The following is a 25,494-nucleotide window of genomic DNA, read 5'->3' as shown; positions in this document are numbered from 1 at the left end:
GGTTCGGTTCTGGCATCACCGTCTCCTGGCCTCGTCGACGCACCCCCTGCATGGCCCGCACGATACGTGCGGGCCATGCGTGTTTCGCCGCACAGAACACCCGACAGCGAAGGTTTTATCTCCATGTTCTCCAAAGTGCTAGTCGCCAACCGAGGCGAAATCGCGATCCGCGCATTCCGGGCTGCCTACGAGTTAGGTGCCGGAACGGTGGCCGTGTTCCCGTACGAGGATCGAAACTCGATCCACCGGTCCAAAGCCGACGAGAGTTATCAGATCGGGGAGAAGGGACACCCTGTCCGCGCCTACCTGTCGGTTCCGGAGGTAATTGCCGCCGCCCGGAAGGCCGGTGCCGACGCGATCTACCCCGGATACGGATTCCTTTCGGAGAACCCGGAACTCGCGGCGGCATGTGCCGAGGCGGGTATCACGTTCGTCGGACCATCGGCGCAGGTGCTGGAGTTGACGGGAAACAAGGCCCGCGCGATTGCGGCGGCTCGTGCGGCTGGACTGCCGGTTCTCGAGTCCTCCGAGCCGTCCACCGATATCGACGCGTTGATGAGCGCGTCGGAGTCGATGGAGTTCCCGATCTTCGTGAAGGCCGTTGCCGGTGGCGGTGGGCGAGGGATGCGCCGGGTCGCTGAACGCTCGCAGTTACGGGAATCGATCGAAGCGGCTGCCCGTGAGGCGGAGTCGGCGTTCGGTGATGCGACGGTGTTCCTCGAGCAGGCAGTGGTTGATCCTCGTCATATCGAGGTGCAGATCGTCGCTGATGGCGAGGGCAACGTCATCCACTTGTTCGAGCGGGATTGCAGCGTGCAACGACGCCACCAGAAGGTCGTCGAACTCGCGCCGGCCCCGAACCTTCCGGCCGGCCTTCGGGAGAAGATCTGTGCCGACGCGGTTGCGTTTGCGCGGGCCATCAACTACTCGTGTGCCGGTACCGTCGAGTTCCTGCTCGATACCCGGGGCAATCATGTGTTCATCGAGATGAATCCGCGAATTCAAGTGGAGCACACAGTCACCGAAGAAGTGACGGATGTCGATCTGGTTCAGTCTCAGCTCCGAATTGCCTCGGGTGAGACGCTGTCGGATCTGGGTCTTCGCCAGGAGTCGATTGTTCTGCGCGGCGCAGCGCTTCAATTGCGTATCACCACTGAGGATCCCGCCAACGGATTCCGCCCGGACACCGGACGCATCACTGCCTACCGCACGCCGGGCGGTGCCGGCGTACGCCTCGACGGCGGCGCGACGCTGGGCGCGGAAGTCGGCGCGCATTTCGATTCCATGTTGGTCAAGCTGACCTGCCGTGGACGCGACCTCCCCACGGCCATCTCGCGCGCCAGGCGTGCAGTGACCGAATTCCGCATCCGAGGAGTATCTACCAATATTCCCTTCTTGCAAGCGGTTCTCGACGATGCGGACTTCCGGGCGGGCGAGGTGACGACGTCGTTCATCGAGGAGCGTCCGGGACTTCTCACGTCACGGGCGTCGGCAGATCGAGGTACGAAGATCCTCACGTATCTTGCCGATGTGACGGTGAACCGCCCACATGGAGAGCGGAAGTCGGCCGTCTACCCGCACGACAAGCTGCCGAAAATCGATCTGACTGCTCCGCCGAGGGACGGGTCCAAGCAGCGGCTCATGCACTTGGGTCCGGACGGATTTGCCGCCGCCTTGCGGGACCAGAAAGCACTGGCGGTCACCGATACGACCTTCCGTGATGCACATCAGTCGTTGCTCGCGACCAGGGTTCGTACGAGCGGTCTGCTGGCGGTGGCCGGTCATGTCTCGCATATGACTCCGGAACTGTTGTCTCTCGAGGCGTGGGGCGGAGCCACTTACGACGTTGCTCTGCGCTTCCTGAAAGAAGATCCGTGGGACAGGCTCGCGGCGTTGCGCGAGGCGGTGCCGAATATCTGCCTGCAGATGCTTCTGCGTGGCCGTAACACCGTCGGGTACACGCCGTATCCTCAGAGGGTGACCGCTGCATTCGTGGACGAAGCAGCCCGAACCGGCGTCGATATCTTCCGGATCTTCGATGCGCTCAACAACGTCGATCAGATGCGCCCGGCCATAGATGCGGTACGCGCGACCGGAACGACCGTCGCCGAAGTAGCGCTGAGTTATACCGGTGACCTGTCGAATCCCGCGGAGAAGCTCTACACACTCGACTACTACCTGCGCCTCGCGGAGGAGATTGTGGAGGCGGGAGCGCACGTTCTCGCGATCAAGGACATGGCCGGGTTGCTTCGCGCACCGGCGGCCGCAACACTCGTGTCCGCACTACGGAGCAACTTCGATCTCCCGGTCCACGTGCATACCCACGACACTCCAGGTGGTCAGCTTGCGACCTATCTGGCGGCGTGGCAGGCCGGCGCCGACGCAGTGGACGGCGCATCCGCTCCCATGGCCGGAACCACCAGTCAACCGGCATTGTCGGCGATCGTGGCTGCTGCGGCTCATTCCGAGTACGACACCGGAATCGATCTCCGGGCCGTCTGCGATCTGGAACCGTATTGGGAAGCGCTGCGAAAGGTGTACGCACCGTTCGAGTCCGGCGTTCCGGCACCAACCGGACGCGTCTATACCCACGAGATCCCCGGTGGTCAGCTTTCCAATTTGCGCACCCAGGCAGCGGCTTTGGGACTCGCCGACCGGTTCGAGGACGTCGAGTCGAAGTACGCGGCGGCAGATCGGATGCTCGGCCGATTGGTCAAGGTGACACCGTCGTCGAAAGTGGTCGGAGACTTGGCTCTGCACCTCGTAGGTGCCGGTGTGAGTTCCGACGAATTCGCGGCGGAACCGGCAAAATTCGATCTTCCCGAATCTGTGATCGGCTTTCTGCGTGGTGAACTGGGAACTCCGCCCGCCGGTTGGCCGGAGCCTTTCCGTACGAAGGCATTGGAAGGGCGTGGGCCGGCGAAACCTGAAGTGCCACTGTCCGAGGATGACAGCAAAGCGCTCGGCGGAGAATCCACACAGGTGCGCTCGACGCTGAACCGGTTGCTGTTTCCCGGTCCGACGAAGGAATTTCTCGAGCATCGCGAGCAGTACGGAGATACGTCCAGGCTGTCGGCTAATCAGTTCTTCTACGGATTGCGCCGCGGCGAGGAACACCGTGTGACGCTCGAACCCGGAGTGGAGTTGATCATCGGGCTCGAGGCGATCTCGGAGCCGGACGAGCGCGGGTTCCGGACCGTGATGTGCATCCTCAACGGTCAACTGCGGCCGGTCTCGGTGCGTGACCGGAGCATCGCCGGCACGGTTCCCGCTGCAGAGAAGGCAGATCGGACCGTCGCCGGACACGTCCCTTCGCCGTTTGCCGGAGTTGTAACTCTGACTGTCGAACCGGGGCAGCAGGTTTCCGCTGGGGACACAGTTGCCACTATCGAGGCGATGAAGATGGAGGCCTCGATCACGGCGCCGTGTGCGGGAACCGTGACCAGGCTGGCGATTGCGCCGGTGGCACAGGTCGAGGGAAGTGACTTGCTGTTGGTGATCGAGCAGTCGTGAGGCCGTTCGAAGCCGGGCACCTTGTATCGACCGCGCCCGGCTTCGAACCCTCGCGTAACTAGAGCCGCTGTCCTCGGAGAAGTCCGTGGTCTTCGCGGAGCCAACGGGTGAACTGATCGCCGTCCATCTCGGTCGCCTGTACCCGCGGCAAGGCGTGGGGGTCGTCGCTGGCGATGGCCGGCATGGGCACGCTGTTGCACGCGACGTCTACACCGAGTTCACGCACCGCCGCGAGTGAACTGTCGTCGAAGCGGCCGTACGGGTACGAAAACCGAGTGACACGACTCCCCGACAACTCTTCGATCTTGCGGTGCCCCGCGCTGATCTGCGCGTGCTGCCGCTCGGCCGGAAGGTCCGTCAACGAAACGTGGTCGAGCGTGTGACTGCCGAGAGTGATCAGCGGGTGATCGGCGAGCCGCGAAAACTGTTCCGCATCAACGGCGACTCGCGACGTGGGCGGCGTCGATGTCCGGCCCGCCCAGGACAGCACATAGTCGATCGCGTCGTCCTGCTCGGTTGGTTCCAACACGACGATCGCGTCCCACAACGCGCGAAACAACGCCTGACGCGAGGTGCTGATCTCGCCACTGTCGGCGCGCCAGCGCGCATTCGCCTCGATGTCGCCGGGTTGTTCATTCACGCTGAAGGCGCGTTGACCGTCACCGAACGGAAAATCCAGGCGATCCGGTAGCGGTTCACCGCTCATCAGAGCCCGTTGCAATCCGTCCCACCAGAATTCGCGGGTGCGACCGACGGCGTTTCCGATAACGAAGATGGTTGCGGGAATCTCGTAGCGTTCCAGCACCGGCAGCGCGACGACAAGATTGTCGACGTAACCGTCGTCGAACGTCACGGCCAACTGTGCACCGGTCCGGCTGTAGGCATCGCCGCCGGCGAAGGCTGCGAGGTCGACAACGGCACGCGCCTGCGCGAGTACGGCCATCTGGTCGTCGAACGCGCGAGCGGACACACAGATCGCCCAGGGGTCGTAGGTCTCCTCGCTGATGCAGTGGTACATCAGGATTCCGCCGCGTCGTCGGTGTCTGCGAGCGCGTTGGCGAAGTGCTCGGGCCAGGGCGTCACGCCGCGACATCATCGCCCTTGCGTGCCGCGACCGTGACGATGACGGGGTACTCGGGGTCGAATACGTTCAGTTCCTGCCTCTTGAGCTCACGGTCGGCCATGCCGTGCAGGAATGCGGTGGCCGAGAGCACATTCCCGAACGCCCGCACGTCGACGCCGTCGCGTGGGAATGGACCGCCGAACAGTCGATTCACGGCCAATTCCGTGAACGACCAGTACCAGGTCGAGTTCCACACCGGGTCGGCGATCTGACTGATGCCGGGTACGGTGCACAGCACCACGCCGCCGGGCTTGAGAATGCGGTGGAGCGTCTGAACTGCGGCGTTCGTGTCGAAGATCATCTGCAGCGTCTGCGTCAGGATGATGCAGTCGTAGGTGTTGCTCGGTACGTTCGGTGCATCGGTGAGATCGGCAACGTAGGTCGCGTCTTCCACGTCGGCGACGTGCAGCATGTCAGAGCGGGTGACGCCTTGACCGAATGCCTGGGTGTACGTCCGCTCGCCGATCTCCAGCACGGATCCGGTGATCACGTGCGCGTGGGTATCCAGGAAGTTCTCGATGTAAAAGCGGTCGATCGGACGCCCACGCTCGAAACCGTATTCACGGCAGATCGGCTCGATCCGTCGGAGGTCGCCGAAACGTACCTTGCCGACACGCGGCTTCTGCCGCCGATCATGGAGCACTCGGAGCACACGGCGGTAGTTGTCCTCGCCCAGAACCGTGCGGGCCAGTGAAGTCCTACTGCGCTGGAGAAGCGTCATCGTCAATCCGTTCTCGGTATCGGCCAACGGAGTAGGGTACAGCCGGCACTCCGGTCGTCCGTGACCTGTGAACCAGCTGTGTACTCCCTGTGAGTTAGGCGAACCTTACCTAAGGTGGGCCTGTCAGTTTTCACGGGGTCCTACTGGAATCGCGAACGGACGAATTCCACCGGAATGACGAAAACGCCGCACAGGAGTCCCGCTGAAGAAAGCGGGATCACCTGTACGGCGTCGGGTCGGGCTATGTCGTTGTGCTTATCGATCTGCTTGCGTGGCCGGAAGGATGCGTGCGCTGACCTCGCCGAACCCGATGCGTGAACCCCCGGTACCGGGGGCGGTGGCCGAGATGGAGATGACGTCGCCGTCTTCGAGGAAGGTGCGGGTCTCGTCGCCGACAGCGACTGGTTCTGCGCCGCCCCAGGTCAATTCGATGAAGGCACCACGCTCGTTCTTTTCGGGGCCGGAAATTGTGCCGGACGCAAAGAGATCGCCGGTGCTCGCGACTGCCCCGTTGATGGTGGTGTGAGCCAACATCTGTGCCGGGGACCAGTACATCTGAGCGTACGGGGGACGGGATACGACGTGCCCGTTCCATTCGACGGCCAGATCGATGTCGAGTCCCCACTTTTCCTCGCCGCGGAGGTAGGGGAGGGGCTCGGGATCCTGAACGGGAGTGTCGATGCGGGCAGCTTCGAGGGCGAGCAGCGGGACGACCCACGGGGAGATGGACGTGGCAAAGCTCTTGCCCAGGTTGGGGCCAAGTGGCACGTATTCCCACGCCTGGATGTCGCGGGCAGACCAGTCGTTCACGACAACAGCGCCGAAGACGTGGTTGGCAAATTCGTCAGGTGTGATGGAATCGCCCATCTTCGAGGGGGTTCCGACGATGAAGCCCATCTCGGCCTCGATGTCGAGGCGGCGCGACGGTCCGAAGTCCGGGTTCGCCTGGTCCGGGCTCTTGCGCTGGCCGCAGGGGCGAATGATGTCGGTGCCGGACACGATAACGGTGCTCGAACGTCCGTGGTAACCCACCGGCAGGTGCTTCCAGTTGGGCATCAGGGGAGCGGAATCCGGGCGGAAGAGACGCCCGAGGTTGGTTGCATGATTCTCCGACGCGTAGAAGTCGACGTAGTCGGCCACAGCGATCGGCAGATGCATCTCCACGGAATCAACGGAAAAGACTGCGTCGGAGGGGATTTCTCCGGCCACAAGTTCGGTGATCTGGTTGCGCACGGATACCCAGCGTTCGCGGCCCTGGGCCATGAACGCATTCAAGGTCGGTTCCGCGAAGACGGAATCACTCAGAGCTACTGCGAGATCGATGACGGAGTCGCCCACTCGCACGCCGACGCGAGGAGCACCGCCCGCGGTGGAGAACACGCCGTACGGCAGATTGTCGAGTCCGAAGAGAGAGTCGGCGGGAATGTTGATGGTCGTCATGGTCATGCGAGTGTTCCTTCTGTCTTCTCGGACCGGTGAATCAGTCCCAGGTCTTCGAGTTCGGTCAGTGGATCCGAGATGCTGCAGGTGCCGAACGAGAGGAAGCGTCGACGCACATCCTCGTCATCGAGTTCGGACACACTGCGTGCGAGAGCATCTCCATCCCGCTGTGCCAGTGCGGCAACAACATCGGAGCGATCTGCGCCGGTCGCCGCGGCACCGACAGCCGACATGATGTTGAGGAAGCCGTGCTGCTCGAAACCCGTCTCGGGATCCGTATTACGTACAGCGTGATGCAGCCCAGCGGTGGCCTTGAACGGAATGCCAGCGCGGACAACGGAAATGATGGCGTCGGCGAGTTCGTTCTCGTCGGGGTATGCCTCGGCTTGAACGCCACCAGTGCGGAACTTCGCGCTGTAGCCGGACTTTTCGAGCGCGGCGATGTAGTCGTCGCGTCGGCTGTCTCGTGGTACCTCGACAAAGATGTCGATGTCGGGATACGCGGTGTGAAGGCGTGCCAGCTCGTCGAAAGCGTGATCAGCCGCTACGTCGGCGGGCGTTCCGACCTCCACGGCGGCGACGTCGACGCCCGGGATGGCCAAAGCTTTCGCCACGGCTGCCGCGGTGGCGTCCGGACCGGCAGGAACTGTGAGACTCAGTGTCACAGGCTGATCGGCGCAGACGTGCGCGGAGAGTTCGTCCAATCGCGGCGCGGGGAAGACGAACGGGCCGACCAGTGCGGAGTAGCCCGCTTCGAGGTACGACTGATGCGACGGAACTGCTTCGGCAAGAGGAGCATTGCCGGGCGGGAACAGGGCAGCGTCGTCGCACAGCCCGCGCAGCAGTGGGGAGATGACGGTCATTGCTGCGGCCCCCGTCCCGCCCAGCTCCAAGCGTAGTTGTCGTCTTCGCAGGCCAACGCGCCTTCGCCGAGTTCGAGCGGCCGGAACGTGTCGACCATGACCGCCAGCTCGTCGAAGAACTCTGCACCAATGCTGCGTTCGTATGCTCCTGGCTGCGGGCCGTGTGCGTGTCCGCCGGGGTGAACCGAGATGGAGCCCTGGCCGATGCCGGAGCCCTTGCGTGCCTCGTAGTCGCCGCCGCAGTAGAACATGATCTCGTCGGAGTCGACGTTGGAGTGGTAGTACGGCACCGGGATCGACAGCGGGTGGTAGTCGACCTTGCGTGGCACGAAGTTACAGATCACGAAGTTGTTGCCCTCGAACGCCTGATGTGCCGGCGGCGGCTGGTGCACGCGGCCGGTGATGGGCTCGTAGTCGGAAATATTGAAGGTGTACGGGTACAGGCAGCCGTCCCAACCGACCACGTCGAACGGATGCGTCGGGTAGACCATGCGGGTTCCGACGATGCCGGCAGATGTGCGGTGCTTGACCAAGACCTCCACATCGGTACCTTCGGCGATCAGGGGAGTGGTGGGCCCATGCAGGTCGCGTTCGCAGAACGGTGCGTTCTCGAGCAACTGACCGAACCGTGAGAGGTATCGCTTGGGGGGAACGATGTGGCTGTTCGCCTCGATGGCGTACGCGCGGAGCGGCTTGTCGCCCTTGGGGATCCAGCGATGTGTCGTGGACATCGGGATGAGGACGTAGTCGCCTTCACGCGCTTCTAGTGCGCCGAAGACCGTTTCCACGGTAGCTTCGCCGGATTCGATGTAGACCATCTCGTCGCCGATTGCGTTGCGGTACAGGGGAGATGCCGCTCCGGCGATGACATAGGACAGGCGAACGTCGGCATTGCCGAGGATCAAGCGTCGCCCGGTCACCACGTCTGTTTCGGCCCAGATGCTCTCCGGGAACAAGTCGTGCAGCTTCAAATGGCGCGGTTTGAGCGGGTGATTGGGGGTGGTGCTCTGGTCGCGCAGTTCCCAGACCGTTGCGTCGACGATCGCCGACGGAATCTCGCGGTGATAGAGGAGTGACGAGTCGGAGGAGAATCCTTCCTCGCCCATCAACTCCTCGTAGTAGAGGTTGCCTGCTTCGTCACGGTGCTGAGTGTGACGCTTCGGGGGGACATTGCCGAGTTGTCGGTAAAACGCCATGTCCGGCCTCCTTCTGTGCTGTTTCCGTCTGACTCACATTGACCAGATAGTAAACACATTAACTAAAATGAGGTGACAGGTGCAACCCTTCGTCGGGTATCTGTTGTGTTGTTAGTTCCGGCCGCGCACGTCGAACTGGCTGCGATTGCTGATCAGTTTGTCCAGGAGCATGACAAGAATTCGCTGTTCTGCCTCGCTGAGGACGCTGACCCAGGCGTGTTCGCGTTCGTTTTGCTCGCGAAACGCCTCGACCATTTCTTCTCGCCCCTTCTCGGTCAGATAGAGCTGCACCGAGCGGCCGTCGTTTGCGGTAGGACGGCGATCGATCAGGCCGTCGGCGAGCAGTGTCTTGGATAGGTTCGATACGGCCGCCCGGCTCATTCCGGTGAGCTCAGCCGCGGCTTTCGGCTCGATCGGCCCGGCTAGCCAGGTGACGAACATCAGGCGAAAAGATGACCACGACCAGCCGCGTGGCCGGTGGATCGAGGACTCGAGATCGTAGGTGACCACGTTGGATGCGCGGTTGAGTGTCAGGAGAACCTCGGTGGCGAGATGGTGGCGAAAGCCGTGCTCGTCGGACAGTCGTTTGTTCGCCAACTCGATGAACGACCAAAAGTTGAGTTCTCCGGCTGTTCCCTGAGTTTCTTCTGCTGCGGCTTCCATGGCGTCACTCTAGCGCGAGAAGCCGGTCTGTTAGTACATGATTTGACTAAAAAGGCACACCCCGGTGCGTCTTTCTGGTAGTGCGCAGTACCAGAAAGACGCACCGGGGGCACAGCCCTACAGTTCCGCTCGTACCAGCTTTGCTGCCTCGACGAGGTTGCGCAACGAGGCCTCGACCTCGACCGGGCCGCGCGTCTTCAAGCCGCAGTCCGGGTTGACCCACAGCCGTTCCACCGGGACCGCCGTGAGTGCTTCGCGGAGAGAATCTGCTATCTCGTCGACGCCAGGCACGCGAGGCGAGTGGATGTCGTACACGCCCGGGCCGACACCCAGGTCGAATCCGACGGCGCTGAGGTCATCGAGAACCTCCATGTGCGAGCGGGCGGCTTCGATCGAGGTGACATCGGCATCCAGGCCTGCGATCGCGCCGATCACGGCACCGAACTCCGAATAGCAGAGATGGGTATGGATCGCCGTGGAATCCGCGACGCCCGACGTTGCCAGTCGGAACGACCCGACCGACCAGTCCAGGTACGCCGGTTGGTCGGCCGCACGCAGCGGAAGAAGCTCGCGCAGAGCGGGCTCGTCGACCTGGATGATGCCGATGCCGGCGGCCTGCAGGTCGATCGTCTCGTCCCGGATCGCCAGAGCAACCTGATTGGCGGAGTCGGCAAGTGGCTGATCGTCACGCACGAACGACCACGCCAGAATCGTGACCGGTCCCGTGAGCATCCCCTTGACAGGCTTGTCGGTCAGGGACTGCGCGTAGGTGATCCAGTCGACGGTCATCGGCTTCGGGCGCGAGACGTCGCCGTACAGGATCGGCGGACGCACACAGCGCGTTCCGTACGACTGAACCCAGCCGTGTGCGGTCGCGAAGAACCCGTCGAGTTGCTCGGCGAAGTACTGGACCATGTCGTTGCGCTCGGGCTCGCCGTGTACGAGCACATCCAGGTCCAACTTTTCCTGCAGCGCAACCACATCCGCGATCTCGGCGCGCATGCGGGAGATGTATTCGTCTGCGTCGATCTCGCCCGTGCGCAGTGCCGCGCGTGCCACCCGGATCTTGGATGTCTGCGGATACGAACCGATAGTGGTGGTGGGAAGCGGAGGGAGCGACAGCAATTCGGCCTGTGCCTTGCGACGTTCTGATGCCGGGGCTCGGTTGGTCGCCGAATTCAGCACGGCGTCAAGGCGCCCACGCAGGGTCGCGTCGTTGAGACGCTTGTCGTCCCGGCGAGTCGACGCGGCGGCGCGGGCCAGACCGAATTCGTCTTCGACGGATTCACGTCCGTGATTCAGTGCGGTAGCAAGTGTGACCACTTCCCGTACCTTCTCGGCGCCGAAAGCGAGCCAGGAGCGCAGCGCCTTGTCCAGATCCGGTTCTCGAGAGAGCGAGTACGGAACGTGCAGGAGCGAGCACGACGTCGAGACGGCAAGAGTGTCGACGCTGCCGAGCAGAGCGCCCAGCGAGGACAGCGCCGAATCCAGGTCGGTTCGCCAGATGTTGCGGCCGTCGACAACTCCGGCGACAACAAGTTTCCGGGCGAGTTCGGGGACGGAACCGATCGAATCATGTCCTGCGACAAGGTCGATCGCCACACCGTCGACGCCAGTGGACGCCAGGGCCGGAAGTGCGTCGCCCAATGATCCGAAATACGACGCCAGCAGGATTGCCGGTCGATTCGGCAGCGACGAGAGCTGTTCGTAGACGGAGCGTGCGGCTTCGATCTCCTCGGCGGTGCGGTCACCGACGAGCGCGGGTTCGTCGATCTGGACCCAGGCGGCCCCGGCGTCGGCGAGCTTGCCGAGAAGGTCGCCGTACAGCGGAATCAGTTCGCCCAGTCGAGGGAGCAGCGGCTCGTCGTTTCCGACTGCCTTCGAGAGCAGCAGGAACGTGACGGGTCCGATGACAACGGGGCGAGCGGGGATTCCGTCGGCGAGGGCTTCCGCCAGTTCGCCGAGCACCTTCGAGGCATCGAGTGAGAACGTCGTGGACAGTGAGATCTCGGGGACCAGGTAGTGGTAATTGGTGTCGAACCACTTGGTCATCTCGAGCGGGGCGATGGTGTCGGTGCCGCGTGCGGCCGCAAAATAGCGGTCCAACGGATCGGCGACGGACGCGACCCGTTCCGGCAACGCTCCGAGAAGCACTGCCGTGTCGAGCATCTGGTCGTAGAAAGAAAAGGTGTTGATCGGGACGGAGTCGAGGCCCTGGTCACGGAGGTCGGCCAAGCCCTGCCGACGGAGGTCACGGGCTACTCGCGCCAAGGCGTCGGCGTCGATACGCCCCGCCCAGTAGCTTTCGATTGCCCGCTTGAGTTCGCGATGAGGACCGATGCGCGGAGAGCCCAGCACGGTCGCGGTGAATGTAGTTGTCACGGAGTTTCTCCAGATTGCCAATGCACTGATGGCCACTGCCGGCAGACGGGTACACCTCATGAGGCCGCATCAAACGTGCGACCACTTCTCGAGATCTACGCGCCCATTCCACGAGGCGGTGGACCGTCGGGCACGGCGTGCCCGACACAGTCGGCAGGTCTTCGGACTCGCGGGCTCTCGATCGAGGTGATCGAACCTACTGGCCGTCGCTTCCCAGACAAGTTGCCCAGTGCATGTAGACGGCGGTCGTTCCTGCTTACCGCTGCGGGACAGTCCCGGATTTTCACCGGGTTCCCTCTCACTCCGTCAGCCTGAGCTGACGGAGCTTCGACGCCAGGAACGGTCTTCGGGGCTCCTCATGACCGCGCCGGGCGAACCAGCTGCATTGCTCAGCATAGGGTCACGAGCGTCAGAGCAGGAAAAGGAGTGCCTGTATGCCTGGGCTAGGCGCGCCACGAGTACGAGTTCGAGTCGGGAGGTACGCGGGGAAGATTCTCCGATGATCGGAGGTTCTCTGCCATTTCGACCAGCAATGCCTGTGAGGCTGGGGAGAGGTCGACGACCCGAGACGTGAGGTTGCGTAGGCGATCGTTGTGAAGCTGGGCGAGCAGCAGGTGATCGGAATCGCCGCTTGCGAGAAATGGCACCTCTTGGTCTGGGTTGAAAAAATAGTCCGGAGTCACTTCGAAGAAGCGTGCGAGGGCGGCGACAACTTCGGGTGACGGGTTGGTTCGGACGCCCGTGCGGAGTTGTGACAAGTAGGGAGTCGAGATGCGGCAACCGTCTTCGGTCATGCTGCGCACAACCATGGCGTTGGTGACGTGATTGGGGGCGGACTCGAAGAGCGCATTCAATCGTTGGCTGAATCTCTGCGCCATGAGCCTTCCCCCCGTGTTTACCCGTCCACCAGTTGATAACTAGGAAATAACCACAGATAGGTGGACACTCCGTTAGTTGGTTCCGCACAGTGTTCCTGTGGAATCAGATAACAGGATACGTGAATATTTCGGTTCGAACTGCAGGCGTGAGCGGGATTGACGCTCATTGCGACGGAATTGCCGGAAACGGGACTCGATGTGGGGACCCTGTTCTCCTCACAACCAACCATTGGCTTCGGCAATTCGAGCGGATTCTCCGCGGGTTGCACCACCGGTCTTCCCCATCGCAGACGACAGGTGATTGCGAACGGTGCCAGCTGAGAGGAAGAGTTCGGCCGCGATAGCTGCGACGGGCGCGCCGGCCTTCGCGGCGCGCAATACTTCGGTTTCGCGATCGGTCAGCGGAGATTCGCCGCTGACGAGGCTGTCTGCCGCCAGTGTGGGATCTACGACGCGTAATCCGGCGTGGACGCGTCGTACCGCGTCGGCGAGTTGCCGTGCCGGGGTGTCCTTGACGACAAAACCCGTGGCCCCGGCATGCATCGCCTTGCGAAGAAACCCCGGCCGCCCGAAGGTTGTCACGATGAGTACCCGGGTCTGTGGGAGCACTTCGAGCAACGCCGACGTGGCGGCAATCCCGTCCAGTCCCGGCATCTCGACGTCCAGGAGCGCAACATCGGGGCGGTGTTCCATCGCTGCCGCAACAACCTCGTCTCCTCGGCCGACTTCTGCGACCACGCTCAGATCGGTTTCGAGATCGAGGAGTGCGGCAAGGGCGCCGCGGACCAATGCCTGGTCGTCGGCAAGTAGTAGCCGGATACTCACGTGTTCTCCTGTTCGTGGACCTGCAGTGAAAAGCCGTGTTGCGCGGCGGCGTTGATGGTCAGACGGGCTCCCGCTGCTGCGGCGCGTTCACGCAGTCCGGTCAACCCGTTGCCGATCGTCGTATCCTCGCCGCAGATGCCGTCATCCGCGATCTCGACGCTCTTCTCATCGATGGTGATGGTGCATTGTGTTGCGGCGCTGTGACGTACGACGTTGGTGACACCTTCCCGGACGGTCCACGCAAACAACTCACGCAAGTGGCGCGGGACCATCTCGGTACTGTTCGGGGCACGATCTTCGATGCCCGCAGCACGCAGAGCCTCCCGGGCGCGGGCGATCTCGACAGGAAGCGAGATGGTTCGAAATCCGTCCACGGCAGAGCGCACATCGGCTAACGCGTCTCGGGAAAGTCGTTCGAGATCGTCGAGTTCGCTGCGGGCTCGCTCGATGTCGACGTCCAGCAATCGGTTGGCCAGTTCGGCTTTGACGGTGATGACAGTGAGTGAGTGTCCGAGGATGTCATGGAGATCGCGCGCCATTCGTGCGCGTTCCTCCACGACGGCCCGCTGTTCCTGTTCTTCTCGTTCGTGGGCCATTGCAATATTGCGTCTGATGAGGGACATGACGCCCCGTGTCGCAAACGCGGCGGCGCACACTCCCAGTGACAGGCCGGAATAGTTTCCCCATCCGGCGCTGACGCTGACGATTTCCACGGAAGCCGCAAAAGTCAGGGTGAGAATGCCACCGGCCACGGTCGGAAGGAGTGTCACTGCTGTGACCGCGAGGTAGGGGGCAGTTGCGAGACCGGTCGGGCCGACGCTGATGATGATCACAGCCGCGAGTGCGGTCAGACCGGCCAACGTGAGTACCGCGCGGCGAACTGTCGGTTCCGCGCTGAGCGTGAGACGGCGCTGCTGTACGCGGGCAAAGGTATAGAGGTAGAGGGCGCTGAAGGTTATCGTCGCGAGAACCCCTACCCAGCCTCGCAATTCGCCGCGAAGGTTCCATCCTTCGATGAGTGGACCACCGAGAAAAACCATCCACACGGCGGCAAACAGAATGCCGAAACGATTCCGTCGCGGCACCGCGACGGAATCGCTCGGGCGGGTGGTCTCCGACAACTACACACGCTCCGTATCTCGTTGGAACCGCCAGATCGCTCCGGCGGCGAAGGCGGCGAACCACACCACAATATTGACGATCCACGTCCAGTGGATGCTATTGCCGGTCAGCGGCGCGTGAGCCAGCGCGTTGATACCGAACATCGGAGTGAATTGAGCGATGGTCGCCCACACCGAACCGTCCTGGAGCGGTACGAAGAGACCGCCGCCGAACGCGAGCAGTGCGAGTCCGGGACCGAGCAGTTGCATGACGTTCTCACTCGGCAGCAGGTATCCCATGAACAAGCCGAAGGCCGCGAAGATCGACGATCCCAACCAGGCGATCAATGCCGTTGTGAACCACAGTAATCCGTCCATCTGGGCGGAGGTGAACGAGCCGACAACGTAGACGACGAGGATCGACGCGAGACCGAGCAGCATTGCCATGATCAGCTTGACGGCAATGTAGGCGACCGGAGTCAACGGTGTCAGCCGAAGTTGCCGGCTCCATCCGGATGCGCGCTCGATCGACACCATCGCACCGCCACTGGTGGTGGCGAGCATGGCGCCGTACAACGCCATGCTGATCATGATGTACGCCGCGACGTTGCCGTGTCCGATGTCGTGAGCGTCGTCGTTCTGTCCCAACCCGAACACCAGGTAGAAGACCACCGGCATGACAAGCGTGAAGAGCATCGTGCGCCGATTGCGGGTCAGACGACGCAGTTCCAAACGCAGCAAGGTCGTGTTGAATCCGCCCAGTGGTACGACGGTTCGTGCGGTCGAAGTGGTCATCACTTGTGTCCTTCCGACTTGTTCGACGTGAGTGCGATGAATGCGTCTTCGAGTCCGCGCGAGACGATTTCGAGATCGCGCGCCGCCGTGTTGGTCAGGAGAAACCGAGCGACGGCATCGGTGTTGCCCGAGTGCACCGTCAATGCCTCGCCGCGCAGTTCTACGGCGTCCGAGTGCGGTATCGCACGCAGAAGTTCGTCGGTCAGGCCGGGAACTCTCGCGTGCAGGGTTCGCCCGGACGCCATTGCCTTGACCTCGGCGGTGGTTCCGTCGGCCACGATTGTTCCTTGTCGGACCAGAATGATGCGGTCGGCGTACACATCCGCTTCTTCGAGATAGTGCGTCGCAAAAAGCACGGTGCGACCTTGGTCCGCATCGGATCGGATGGCCGACCAGAAGTCCCGGCGCCCTTCGACATCCATGCCGGTTGTGGGCTCGTCGAGGATGAGAAGGCGTGGGTCCGACAGGAGGGCCATCGCAAATCTCAGGCGCTGCTGCTGTCCGCCGGAGCACTTGCTGACGAGTCGGTCCGAGATGTCGAGGATTCCGGCGCGGCGCAGGACTTCGTCGACGGGGCGAGGACGAACGTACAGACTCGCTGTCAGTTGCACGGTCTCGGCTACGGTCAGTTCTCTGAGAAGCCCGCCGGTCTGCATGACCGCTGAGACAAGCCCGCGGGCTATCGCTGCGCGCGGCGCCATCCCGAAAACGCTCACGTCACCCGCCGTCGGCCTCGACAGGCCGAGAATCATGTCGATCGTTGTTGTCTTGCCGGCGCCGTTCGGGCCGAGAAACGCAACTATTTCACCGGGCCGGATGCCCAGGTCGATGCCGTTGACGGCACCCACGTCGCCGAAGCGCTTGTGAAGTCCGGTCAGTCGAATGGCGTCGTGTGCTCGTCCGTCAAGGGGTGGATGCAGTGCCTGTGCTGAGGTCATACCTAGAATCTGCCGCTTTCCGGCAGGCGAACCCTCGTCGATCCGTCATTCTTCTGCCATGACATTTGTCATTGCTTGGGTAGTTACAGCTTGGGCAGTTACAGGTTCGGTAGTTGCCGGTTTCGGTGTCGTTTGGCCGAGGCGTGCAAGTACCAGACCGGCGATGATCGCTGCGGCGCCGATGCTTTGGGTGACGGTGATGGACTCTCCGACCAAGATCCAGGCTGCGATCACGGCGCACAACACCTCGGTCAGGGCTACGAGAGACCCGATTGTCGGTCCCAGCAACGTGATCGCGGCGATGCCGGTGAGATAGGCGATGACGGTGCTGACGACAACCAGAACCACTATCGGCAGCCACACTCCCACCGAGTGATCTGCAACGACGACGTTCGACGACGAGAATGCAAGGGGGAGTGCGCCGATCATCCCGAGTAATCCGATGAGTACTGCGCTGACTGTCAGCCCGGACGCCGCGAGTACAACCGGATGCAGATCGCCGTCGGCGCGTTCGGAAATGACGAAATACACTGCGAGGCAGGCAGCTGCGGCCAGACCCCACGCAATGCCGATGGCACTGATCTCTGCCGAACCGAAAACGTCGATGACCACGGCCGCGCCAACCAGGGCGATTGCCGCGCCCAGAAGCGTCTGCACGCTCGGCCGTGCGCCCTTGGTAATCCACACCCATCCGATGACGATGATCGGAGCCAGGTATTCGAGCAGAAGTGCCACGCCGACCGAAAGATGTTGCACCGCATTGAAGAAGCACAACTGCACACCGGATATCGCGAACACTCCGTAGAGCAGTACGGTTCGTGCGTGGGACGTCACTTGCCGCATGCGATGCCACTGGGTGCCGAGTGCGATCACCATCATCACGAGTGCTCCGCCCGCCACGCGCGCGAACACCGCGCCGCCCGGAGACCAGCCGGATTCGATGAGAGACTTTGCGAAGGGGCCGGAGACGCCGAAGGTCGCAGCGGACAGTAGGGCGAAGATCAAGCCGTTGCGTGAGTTCACGTCGTCACCCGTCAGGAGTAAAAGCGATTACGATGATGACATTAGGTCGACACTGCTCAGGAGTCAAAGTGAATTTTGCTGATGACACGGAATCGGCGCTCGTCTTCGCTGCGTCGTTGGTGAACACAGCTCGGGGAGGTATGGAACTTCTGCCTGATCAGGAAGAACTGACTCGATTTCTCGATGCGGACAAGTGGACCGGACGACGTGACGGTACGCGGAGTGAACTGGAGGCGGTGCGGACGCTGCGTCCACGCCTGCGAAAGTTCTGGGAAGTGACCGAAGTAGACGACGCTGTCGTGCTGGTGAACACGCTGCTGGGCGAATCGGGAGCGCAGCCGAGACTTACCCGGCACGACGAACTGGGCTGGCACTTACACGTCACGGCGGATGACGCGCCACTCGTCAACCGGATGGCGGCGGAAGCAGCGATGGGTGTGCTCGATCTGATCCGAACCGGGGAATTCTCGCGTCTGCAGTGGTGTGCTGCTCCGGATTGTGCCGCGGTGTTCGTTGATCTGTCGCGCAACCGCTCGAAGCGGTACTGCGACACCGGAAACTGTGGAAACCGAGCAAATGTCGCAGCGTATCGCGCGCGAAAATCCGGGGTGTGACCGAGCGGTATTCGGAGGTTAGGACCAGGCTGAGTGAATACCTTGTCCGGAGCCAGGATCGGTCTAGCGTTGTGAATTCGGAACAGATTTCGCGAAGCCAGGAGGATGTCGGTGGCCGATCGTAGGCGTCAGCTCAAGACAGTGACCGGTGTCAGCGGGGCGGCGAGTATCTACGACGCCGCAATCAATCCGACGACTTCGACGGTCGCGTCCGCAATCGAAGTCGCAAAGACGGCCGAAGCGAACAGGATCGACGGACTGTTTGCCGCGGACCTGTTGAGCTTCGGTGCGCAGGGCGCGATCGGCGCGCAGGAACCGCTGATCTTTCTTGCCGCGCTGAGTGCTGTCACCACCCATGTGGGGCTCATCGCGACCGTCACAACGACATTTCACCACCCGTTCAACCTGGCGCGGTTGTTCGGCACCCTCGACCACGTCAGCAATGGCAGAGCTGCGTGGAATGCAGTCACTTCCTCACTCGGAGAAGAGAACTACAACGACCGTGAACTGCCGAGTCCGGAGGAGCGGTACGCCCGAGCGGCCGAATCGCTCGAGGTCGTCAACGCGCTGTTCGACAGCTGGAAGCCTGGCGCCCTGGTCCGGGGAGAGGGCTCTGCGGTGCTCGATCCGTCGAGGGTGGTCCGCATCGAGCACCGAGGCAAGTACTTCACCGTGCAGGGGCCGTTGAACATCCCCTCCCTGCCGCAGCGTCGTCCGGTCCAATTCCAGGCCGGCCAGTCTGCCGGAGGTATCGAACTGGGTGCTCGCTTCGCGGAGGTCGTCTTCACCTCTCTCGCAACCTTCGAGGACGCGGTCACCTACACGAAGACGATCCGCGCCCGGGCGGCAGAGTTGGGGCGTGGGGACGAACTACCACTGATTTTCAGCTCGTTCCACGCAACGTACGGCGCTACCGAGGCCGAAGTCGAACGATTGGTCAGAGATACCGAGGAATCGACGGACTTCGACGCCGGACGCACGAGGCTTTCCGACATGTTCGGCGGCGACGTGGATTTCTCCGAATTGCCGCTGGACCGGCCGATCCCGGACTCGTTGATCCCGGACCCGTCGTCGGTGAATCGCCGACGGGGTCGGGTCGAGATCTTCGGTAAGCTCGCCGCGCAAGGAAAGACGCTGCGTGAATTGATCATCGCGTCCAAGGACACCGGTCACTGGGCAGCGGCAGGCACCCCGGAGCAGCTCGCGGACGCGATCTCGGAGCGATACGACGCGGGCGTTCTCGATGTCATCACGCTCGGTGACCTTGCCGATCCGCGCACACGCGATTTCGTCACGAACGGTCTGCTGCCGGAACTACGCCAGCGCGGAATCGTGGGAACGGACTACATCGGCGGTACGTTCCGCGAAAATCTCGAGTTACCGCCACTGCCACCGGTTTCCGGCGACTAGTTGTTGGAAACCGGTGAGCGCATGAAGAACATGAGGTTGTCCGCTCGATGAGTGTGGCGAGCTCGAGTGCGGCGTCGATCATCGTGGGATGTCCGTGAGACCACCCTCGCTGACTCGCGCACCCCGGTGTCGCTGGGGAATTCTCGAACGCGATTCAGTTGGCGGCGCCCGCTCCGCACTGAGGTCGTCGAACCTGTCGGACCCCAGCAGTACTCTTCGCGAATGATCGACTCAGCGAAGGTTCCAGGCGCAGCGCGCGCGTACTTCGACGGCGGCGACGTCCGCGATGTGTTCACCGATGACGCGGTGGTGCGTGACGACGGCCGGACGTACTTCGGCATCGAAGAAATCGTGGCATGGAAATCCGCGGTGTCGACGGCGTTCACTTTCACTCAGAATATCGAGTCGGTACACACCCCTGCCTCGGCGGTTGTCGTATCAGTGAAGGTCGAGGGTGATTTTTCCGGAAGCCCCGTCCGGTTACACCACCACTTCACTCTTGACGGTGATCGGATTTCCGCTCTCACGGTGTGCCCCTGATGCCCACAGCAGACGAACTTCTCGGGGTAGCCGTCGTGGCCGATCTGGCAGACTGTCTCGAGCGCGCAACTGGTGATACGCGCCTTGCCCTCGTTCGAGGTAGTTCATCCGAATTCGACGGAATGAGTCTCGGCGAGCGCACACGCGTCGTACGGGACGCGATGATTGCCGAACTACCAGAGGACTATCCAGTCTTCGCCGAGATCATCCGCCGTGCACTTACCGAGGAGACCTTCACGGGGTGGATGATCTGGCCGGTCACCGAAGCTGTCGCCGTGTCGGCCACGCGCGGCGAGCGGCTCGAGGATTTCGACGACGGTATGGCGCTGCTCGCCGAGTTGACGTCACGGTTGACCGGAGAATTCGCGATCCGGACGTTCCTCGACGCGAATCCCGCGCGAGCGTTGGAGATCGCTCTCGGATGGACAGATCACGAAGACGAGCACGTTCGACGCCTCGCCAGTGAGGGCACCCGACTGCGTCTGCCCTGGGGTAGGCGGGTGAAAGCGTTGACGGAGAACCCAGAGTCCACCGTCTCGATTCTTGACGCGCTGTACCGTGACGAGTCGGAGTACGTGCGGAGATCGGTTGCGAACCATCTCAATGACCTCAGCCGCGCGGACGCCGCGTTGGCGGTGTCAATCGCGAAGCGTTGGCTCGGCGATCCCGATGAAACGACGTCCAAAGTGGTTCGCCACGCACTGCGCAGCCTGGTGAAAGCCGGCGACGTCGACGCGTTGGCCCTGCTGGGCTTTGCGGCGCCTACGGATATCGCGATCTCGGACTTTGTGATCGATCGCGAGGCTGTTGATCTCGGCGGGGACATCGGATTCGGCTTTGCCGTGAGTAACAACGGTGGTGAGCCCGTGACCGTGGCAATCGACTACATAGTCCATCACGTCAAGGCCAACGGACTCACCACTCCGAAGGTATTCAAGCTGACCACGCGCTCGCTCACGCCAGGGGCCAGTGCACAGATCGCGAAGCGACATTCCTTCAAGCCGATCAGTACGCGGCGGTACTACGCGGGTACACATTCCGTCGAGGTACAGATCAACGGTGTTACACAGGGCCTGAGATCTTTTCAGCTCGGAGTCGCTGCGGACGATAGCTGACCGAGGGATAGCCGTCCTCAGGATCGATCGTAACTTTTGCTCGAACGCGGTAGACCTGTTCGACCAGTTCCTCGGTGAGCACTTCGACCGGTGTACCTGTCGCAACCACCCGCCCGCGTTCGAGCACAACAAGACGGTTGCAGAACATCGCCGCCACGTTGAGGTCGTGCAGCGCAATGTAACTGGTCACCGGCAGGGTCGACACCAGCGACAGGATGTCGAGTTGGTGTGAGATGTCGAGGTGGTTGGTCGGTTCGTCGAGCAGCAGCACGTCCGGTTGCTGAGCCAGTGCGCGGGCGATCTGTGCGCGTTGACGTTCACCACCGGACAGTGTGTGCCACAAGCGTCGTCGCATCGACGTCATGCCGGTGTCGGCGAGTGCCTGATCAATCGCGTCGTCATCGGCTTCCTCCCCGGAACCGAACAGCGTGCGGTGCGGAATGCGGCCGAGCCGGACGACGTCGAGCACACTGATGTCGACTTCGGTGTGGGCGTGCTGATCGACCACTGCGATCTTGCGGGCGACTGCGCGTCGGGGAACGCTGCTGATGCCGGTGCCGCTCAGCGTCACTTCGCCGGAATCAGGAGAGGTAACTCCAGCCAGGATGCTGATGAGCGACGACTTTCCTGACCCGTTGGGTCCGAGGATCCCGATAGTGTCACCCGGTTGTGCAGCGACGCTTACGTGGTCGAGGATCAGGTTCTTTCCGCGATGCCAGACTATGTCGTGCGCTGCGAGGCTCATGCGCTTCTCCTCATTCGGAACAGGATGACCGCAAACGCCGGAACGCCGATCAGGGCGGTCACCACGCCGACCGGAATCTCCTGGGGCGCAAACACTGTGCGTGCGATGGCATCAACCCACACCATGAAGATCGCACCGATCAGCGCCGTTGCGGGGAGCAATCGACTGTGCCGCGAACCGACCAGAAAACGGGCTGCGTGCGGAAGTACCAGTCCTACAAAACCTATCGCCCCGGCAGCGCTGACAAGTGCGGCAGTGATCAACGCGGTGATGGTGAGGAGGAGTAGTCGAACGCGCTGGACGGGGATACCGAGTGTCGCTGCGGCGTTGTTGCCGAAAGTGAAGGCGTCCAACGCCGGAGCTTGAGCGAGACACACAAGGATTCCACCGGCAACCACCACGCCGCACACTGCGACGTCCGTCCAGCCGGCGCCGGCCAACGAACCGAGCAGCCAGAACAGGACGCCACGAGTCTGCTCGGCGTCGGCGGAGGAAATGACGATGAACGACGTGAGTGCCGAGAACAGTTGTGTGCCGGCAACACCCGCCAAGACCACCCGCGACGTGCCGCCGCCGGCGCCCGCCGCAAGCAGCATCACCAGGCCGAACGATACGACGGCCCCGGCAAATGCACCGGCGGACAGCGAGATAACGCCGCCGCCGATGCCGAGCACTGCCACCATCACCGCGCCGGTGGATGCCCCGGACGAGATCCCGAGAACAAAGGGATCGGCCAGCGGATTACGGAGCAGCGACTGCATGATGACGCCGCACAACGCGAGCCCCGCTCCGCACACCGCAGCCAACAGTGTTCTGGGAAGCCGCAATTCCCAGACAATGCCGTCCTTGATCCGGCTGACGCCGGACGACCCGACACCCCAATGTTCGAGCACCACGGCGTACACGTCGCGAACCGACAGATTGGCCGGGCCGATCGTTATCGCCAGCGCGATCGAGAACCCGAGAACCACGAGGCCGGTCAGGAACAGAAATCCCAGAGTTGATCGGGATTCGAGACGCGCAGTGCGCGTGCTCAATTGGCCAAGCCCCAGTCTCGCAGTGCAGTGGCGGTCTTCTCGACGCCGTCGATCGTGCGGATCGAAGGGTTGAGATCAGCGCCGTTGACGACGATGTACTTCTTGTCCTGGACAGCCTGCAGACGCGAGGTGACAGGGTTGGATTCGAGGAAAGCGATCTTGCTGGCCAGTGCGTCGCCGTCGATGCTGCGTCGACTCAGGTCCGCGAGAACCAGGGCGGTGGGGTTGAGATCGAGGATGGTTTCCCAGCTGACCTGGGGCCATTCGTCCGTCGTATCGGCAAAGACATTCGTCGCGCCGACGGATTCCGTGATAATTCCGGACGAGCCACAGCATCCCGCCATGTACGGCGTCATGGTGTCGGCAAACCAGAACGCGAGTGAGACTCCGGACGCGTCGACGGCGTCGGACGCTGCAGCGAATCGAGCCTGGAGTTCGGCGACAAATTGCTCGCCTCTCTCGCGTACGTCGAAAATCGCTGCCAGATCCCGGACCTCTTGATACACCGTCTCGATCGTCAACGGTTCGGTTCGTGCGCCGTCCGCGTTCGATGCCGAGGACACCTTGCCGTCGCAACCGTTGTCGGTGGGCGAAAGGTACGTGGGCACGCCGAGCGCGGCGAACTGATCCCGGCTCGCGACGCCGCCCTCGGCGATCGTGGACGCAAACGAGGCCGACACGAAATCGGGTTCCGTGTCGAGGACAACCTCGAACGACGGCTTGTTGTCGGCAAGACGGGGGACTCGATCGTTGTCGGCTGCGAGGTTCTCGCGAACGGGGTCCGTCCACGTCGCGGTGCCGACCATGCGGTCAGCGAGACCGAGGGACAGCAGAATCTCCGTGGAGCCCTGGTTGAGGGACGCCGCACGTGTCGGTGGTGCGTCGACAGTGACTTGTCGACCACAGTTGTCGATGGTGAGCGGGTAGTTCGACGATGTCGCGTCACTCGCGGTGACGGAGTCGTCGGAGGCGCCGCAGCCGGCCAGGCCCAAAGCGAGAGCCGACGTGGCAACTACTACTGACGTGAAGCGCGTAAAACGCATGAAGAGGGAACTCCTTGCTCAGGGCTCGATTCGCGGAGCCGAGAATTCGCCGTGCTCGATCAGCGAGTATCCGGACTTCGATCCCTGAAGAAGGTTCGTCACCGTTGCGCGTCAGCCCTGGACTTGCACCAGGTTCCCTCGCCGATCGTGGCCGCACTAACGGCCACGTCAACCATACCGAGACGCTTGTTTCTCCCCGCGAACGCCAGGGGTGGAATTGACCACCTCGGCACTCGAGGTATCGTGGCCGTCATGCAGCGCGTCTATTTCTGGTTTAGCAGGCCGGCCCCGGGTGGGCCTGCCGGCGTAACCACGCGCTGACAACCTCCACCCAAGAGCCGGATTACAGACCGGCTCGCTGGAGTTCATTTCATCTCTGGGGTCGGCCTGAGAACAGGAAACCGAAACCCCATGACTGTCACCATCGACACCACAGCCACAGCGGACAGCCTCGACGATCAGCGCACTGTGAGTATCAGTCCGCTCGTATCGCCGGCGACTGTGCGCGCCCAGCACGCTCCCGACGAGGTCGCCTCCGCCACTGTGCGCAGCGGCCGCGCCGATACTGTCAACATCCTGAACGGCACGGACGATCGTCTCATCGTTGTTGTCGGACCGTGCTCGGTGCACGACCCCGAAGCCGCGATGGACTACGCCCGCCGGTTGGCTGCCAAGGCCGAAGAACTGCGGGACGACCTGCACATCGTCATGCGTGTCTACTTCGAAAAGCCGCGCACCACGCTGGGTTGGAAGGGCCTGCTCAACGATCCGCATCTCGACGGCACCTACGACGTCAACACCGGTCTGGGCATCGGACGCAAGCTGCTGCTCGACGTGTCGAGCCTCGGCCTGCCGGTCGGCTGTGAGTTCCTCGACCCGATCATGCCGCAGTACATTGCGGACCTGGTCAGCTACGGCGCAATCGGCGCTCGGACCGCTGCGAGCCAGGTGCATCGCCAGCTGTGCAGTGCACTGTCCATGCCTGTCGGAATCAAGAACTCCACCGAGGGTGATGTGCAGGTAGCCGTCGACGGTACCCGCGCCGCTGCCGCAAGCCACGTGTTCCCCGGAACCGACCTTGACGGTCAGGCTGCCTTGATCCGCACCGCCGGTAACCCCGATTGCCACGTCATTCTTCGCGGCGGCAGCGACGGACCGAACTACGACGCCGAGACCGTCGCGGATACCCTTGCCCGCTTGCGTAAGTCGAACCTGCCCGAGCGCGTGGTCATCGACGCGAGCCACGGCAACAGCAGCAAGGATCACGAGCGTCAGGTGATCGTGCTCGACGACATCGCAGCTCGTCTCGCCGCAGGTGAGCAGGGAATCGCCGGCGTCATGCTGGAAAGCTTCATCGAGGCCGGCCGTCAGGACCTGACCTTGGGCAAGGCGGACGAGCTCACCTACGGTCAGTCCATCACCGACGCGTGCATCGACTGGGCCACCACGGCAGCGCAGTTGGATCGTTTGGCACAGGCTGTTGCGGCTCGGCGCGGCTAGCAACTGTGCGCCTTTGTTAACCGCGGGCGG

The 25,494-nt window shown here is 62.7% G+C and carries 22 protein-coding genes and 2 riboswitches; of the genes, 6 read left to right on the top strand and 16 right to left on the bottom strand.

Translation table 11 applies throughout. The features are described 5' to 3' along the window. The first annotated feature begins 123 nt into the window (after positions 1-123). Positions 124-3,513 carry a pyruvate carboxylase gene (locus ACFRFQ_RS25760; protein ID WP_378664087.1) on the top strand — a complete coding sequence of 1,130 codons (3,390 nt, stop codon included), beginning with the start codon at positions 124-126 and terminating at the stop codon, positions 3,511-3,513. Between the two features lie 58 nt (positions 3,514-3,571). On the opposite strand, the gene ACFRFQ_RS25755 is transcribed toward ACFRFQ_RS25760, so the two are convergent. The 13 genes from ACFRFQ_RS25755 to ACFRFQ_RS25695 form a co-directional block, all read right to left on the bottom strand. Next, positions 3,572-4,609, bottom strand: coding sequence for a polysaccharide deacetylase family protein (locus ACFRFQ_RS25755; protein ID WP_378664084.1), 1,038 nt, complete (start codon positions 4,607-4,609; stop codon positions 3,572-3,574). Next, positions 4,593-5,384 (bottom strand): class I SAM-dependent methyltransferase, encoded by a 792-nt coding sequence (locus ACFRFQ_RS25750; RefSeq protein WP_378664081.1) that lies wholly within the window; start codon positions 5,382-5,384, stop codon positions 4,593-4,595. Before ACFRFQ_RS25750 ends, ACFRFQ_RS25755 begins: the two co-directional genes overlap by 17 nt. Before the next feature lie 228 nt (positions 5,385-5,612). Beyond that, positions 5,613-6,797 carry a fumarylacetoacetase gene (gene fahA / locus ACFRFQ_RS25745; RefSeq protein ID WP_378664185.1) on the bottom strand — a complete coding sequence of 395 codons (1,185 nt, stop codon included), beginning with the start codon at positions 6,795-6,797 and terminating at the stop codon, positions 5,613-5,615. 2 nt (positions 6,798-6,799) lie between these two features. Continuing rightward, complete coding sequence (locus ACFRFQ_RS25740; RefSeq protein WP_378664078.1) at positions 6,800-7,660, bottom strand: hypothetical protein; 861 nt, start codon at positions 7,658-7,660, stop codon at positions 6,800-6,802. Beyond that, a complete protein-coding gene (locus tag ACFRFQ_RS25735; protein ID WP_138872131.1) occupies positions 7,657-8,856 on the bottom strand; it encodes a homogentisate 1,2-dioxygenase in 1,200 nt (399 codons plus the stop codon). Before ACFRFQ_RS25735 ends, ACFRFQ_RS25740 begins: the two co-directional genes overlap by 4 nt. Before the next feature lie 111 nt (positions 8,857-8,967). Next, complete coding sequence (locus tag ACFRFQ_RS25730) at positions 8,968-9,519, bottom strand: MarR family winged helix-turn-helix transcriptional regulator (RefSeq protein WP_138872132.1); 552 nt, start codon at positions 9,517-9,519, stop codon at positions 8,968-8,970. Between the two features lie 117 nt (positions 9,520-9,636). After that, entirely contained in the window at positions 9,637-11,901 is a 2,265-nt protein-coding gene (metE, locus tag ACFRFQ_RS25725) for a 5-methyltetrahydropteroyltriglutamate--homocysteine S-methyltransferase (RefSeq protein ID WP_378664071.1), read from the bottom strand. Positions 11,902-12,035: 134 nt separating this feature from the next. After that, positions 12,036-12,237, bottom strand: a riboswitch (cobalamin riboswitch). Between the two features lie 107 nt (positions 12,238-12,344). Then, entirely contained in the window at positions 12,345-12,779 is a 435-nt protein-coding gene (locus ACFRFQ_RS25720) for a helix-turn-helix domain-containing protein (RefSeq protein WP_138872134.1), read from the bottom strand. A gap of 216 nt (positions 12,780-12,995) precedes the next feature. Beyond that, a complete protein-coding gene (locus tag ACFRFQ_RS25715; RefSeq protein ID WP_378664068.1) occupies positions 12,996-13,604 on the bottom strand; it encodes a response regulator in 609 nt (202 codons plus the stop codon). Beyond that, the gene (locus ACFRFQ_RS25710) at positions 13,601-14,725 is read right to left on the bottom strand and encodes a sensor histidine kinase (protein WP_378664065.1); all 1,125 of its coding nucleotides are present in this window, start codon (positions 14,723-14,725) and stop codon (positions 13,601-13,603) included. Before ACFRFQ_RS25710 ends, ACFRFQ_RS25715 begins: the two co-directional genes overlap by 4 nt. Continuing rightward, the gene (locus tag ACFRFQ_RS25705) at positions 14,726-15,499 is read right to left on the bottom strand and encodes an ABC transporter permease (RefSeq protein WP_378664063.1); all 774 of its coding nucleotides are present in this window, start codon (positions 15,497-15,499) and stop codon (positions 14,726-14,728) included. Continuing rightward, positions 15,499-16,437, bottom strand: a complete 939-nt coding sequence (locus tag ACFRFQ_RS25700) for an ABC transporter ATP-binding protein (protein WP_378664060.1) — start codon at positions 16,435-16,437, stop codon at positions 15,499-15,501. The genes ACFRFQ_RS25705 and ACFRFQ_RS25700 overlap by 1 nt, the downstream gene beginning before the upstream one ends. 45 nt (positions 16,438-16,482) lie before the next feature. Continuing rightward, positions 16,483-17,460: a DMT family transporter gene (locus ACFRFQ_RS25695; protein WP_378664058.1), complete on the bottom strand. Its 978-nt coding sequence runs from the start codon at positions 17,458-17,460 to the stop codon at positions 16,483-16,485. Positions 17,461-17,528: 68 nt separating this feature from the next. Here ACFRFQ_RS25695 and ACFRFQ_RS25690 point away from each other — a divergent pair, with 68 nt between their 5' ends. From ACFRFQ_RS25690 to ACFRFQ_RS25675, 4 genes are all read left to right on the top strand, one after another. Further along, positions 17,529-18,074, top strand: a complete 546-nt coding sequence (locus tag ACFRFQ_RS25690) for a CGNR zinc finger domain-containing protein (protein WP_378664055.1) — start codon at positions 17,529-17,531, stop codon at positions 18,072-18,074. 111 nt (positions 18,075-18,185) lie between these two features. After that, positions 18,186-19,484 carry an NtaA/DmoA family FMN-dependent monooxygenase gene (locus tag ACFRFQ_RS25685; RefSeq protein WP_378664052.1) on the top strand — a complete coding sequence of 433 codons (1,299 nt, stop codon included), beginning with the start codon at positions 18,186-18,188 and terminating at the stop codon, positions 19,482-19,484. Positions 19,485-19,706: 222 nt separating this feature from the next. After that, positions 19,707-20,024, top strand: coding sequence for a nuclear transport factor 2 family protein (locus tag ACFRFQ_RS25680; protein WP_378664050.1), 318 nt, complete (start codon positions 19,707-19,709; stop codon positions 20,022-20,024). Beyond that, positions 20,024-21,139, top strand: a complete 1,116-nt coding sequence (locus ACFRFQ_RS25675; protein ID WP_378664048.1) for a DNA alkylation repair protein — start codon at positions 20,024-20,026, stop codon at positions 21,137-21,139. Before ACFRFQ_RS25680 ends, ACFRFQ_RS25675 begins: the two co-directional genes overlap by 1 nt. On the opposite strand, the gene ACFRFQ_RS25670 is transcribed toward ACFRFQ_RS25675, so the two are convergent. From ACFRFQ_RS25670 to ACFRFQ_RS25660, 3 genes are read right to left on the bottom strand one after another with little or no spacing between them, the layout of a single operon-like run. Further along, the gene (locus ACFRFQ_RS25670; protein ID WP_378664045.1) at positions 21,087-21,884 is read right to left on the bottom strand and encodes an ABC transporter ATP-binding protein; all 798 of its coding nucleotides are present in this window, start codon (positions 21,882-21,884) and stop codon (positions 21,087-21,089) included. The two genes, ACFRFQ_RS25675 and ACFRFQ_RS25670, sit on opposite strands and share 53 nt — an antisense overlap. Next, complete coding sequence (locus tag ACFRFQ_RS25665) at positions 21,881-22,921, bottom strand: FecCD family ABC transporter permease (protein WP_378664042.1); 1,041 nt, start codon at positions 22,919-22,921, stop codon at positions 21,881-21,883. Before ACFRFQ_RS25665 ends, ACFRFQ_RS25670 begins: the two co-directional genes overlap by 4 nt. Beyond that, complete coding sequence (locus ACFRFQ_RS25660; protein WP_378664039.1) at positions 22,918-23,964, bottom strand: ABC transporter substrate-binding protein; 1,047 nt, start codon at positions 23,962-23,964, stop codon at positions 22,918-22,920. Before ACFRFQ_RS25660 ends, ACFRFQ_RS25665 begins: the two co-directional genes overlap by 4 nt. A gap of 43 nt (positions 23,965-24,007) precedes the next feature. Further along, positions 24,008-24,140: riboswitch (cobalamin riboswitch) on the bottom strand. A gap of 235 nt (positions 24,141-24,375) precedes the next feature. Here ACFRFQ_RS25660 and ACFRFQ_RS25655 point away from each other — a divergent pair. Continuing rightward, on the top strand, positions 24,376-25,464 hold the full coding sequence (locus ACFRFQ_RS25655) for a 3-deoxy-7-phosphoheptulonate synthase (RefSeq protein ID WP_378664036.1): 1,089 nt from the start codon (positions 24,376-24,378) through the stop codon (positions 25,462-25,464). Positions 25,465-25,494: the final 30 nt, after the last annotated feature.

It is taken from the genome of Rhodococcus sp. NPDC056743 (genome assembly GCF_042790355.1).
Lineage (GTDB): Bacteria > Actinomycetota > Actinomycetes > Mycobacteriales > Mycobacteriaceae > Rhodococcus_F.
The sequence above is the reverse complement of the archived record's forward strand: the minus strand, read 5'-3'. Positions and strand labels throughout refer to the sequence as shown.